The following is a 717-nucleotide window of genomic DNA, read 5'->3' as shown; positions in this document are numbered from 1 at the left end:
GGCAATGACCAATCGTGCGGTTAAAGACGAGGCTGATGAGCTAAATGGACCTGATTCGCTACTGTATGAGCCTTTGAGGGTTTATCTTGCGGATGTATCTTACTTTAGCGGTAAGCTTGAAGCCTTACTGCGTTATAAAGAGATTCCCTTTGAACGGGTAAATGCTTCTGTAGGGGACTTGGTGAATAAGGTTTACCCTCATACAGGTTTAATGAAAGTCCCCGTGGTGCGTTTAGCCAATGGGCAGTGGTTAAAGGATACGACGCCTATGTTCGATTGGTTGGAGTCGAATTTTCCACAGCACTCAATTATGCCAGAAGACCCTGTTGACTTATTCATGTCAAAATTAATTGAAGACTATGCTGATGAATGGTGTTGGCGCTCAGCGATGTTTTGGCGTTGGCGTTACCCCGAGACTCGTCAGCTTCTTGCTCAGAGAATTAGTGAAGAAGTCTTGTCAGACTGGCCTTTGCCTAAAAAAATCGGTGCTTGGTATTTTGCGCAACGACAAACCAAAACCTTTCTAGAAGGGGATGGCGTGTCTTCAAAAACAGAACCCTATGTTAGAAATCATTATTATCATTTGCTTTGTGCAATGAAAGTATTATTGAGAGATCAGCCCTTTCTATTGGGTAATCGGCCAAGTCTGGTTGATTTTGCTTTTTTTGGGCCGATGTTTCGTCACTTTTCACTAGACCCAGCACCGGCCCAAGTAAT

Annotated in this window: 1 protein-coding gene; it reads left to right on the top strand. The window is 43.8% G+C overall.

The window, feature by feature from the left end; all coding sequences use genetic code 11:
- Positions 1-717 (top strand): glutathione S-transferase N-terminal domain-containing protein (locus A3763_RS07335; protein ID WP_197482831.1); only part of this gene is annotated, 717 nt, incomplete at both ends.

Source organism: Oleiphilus sp. HI0128, assembly GCF_001635365.1.
The sequence above is the reverse complement of the archived record's forward strand: the minus strand, read 5'-3'. Positions and strand labels throughout refer to the sequence as shown.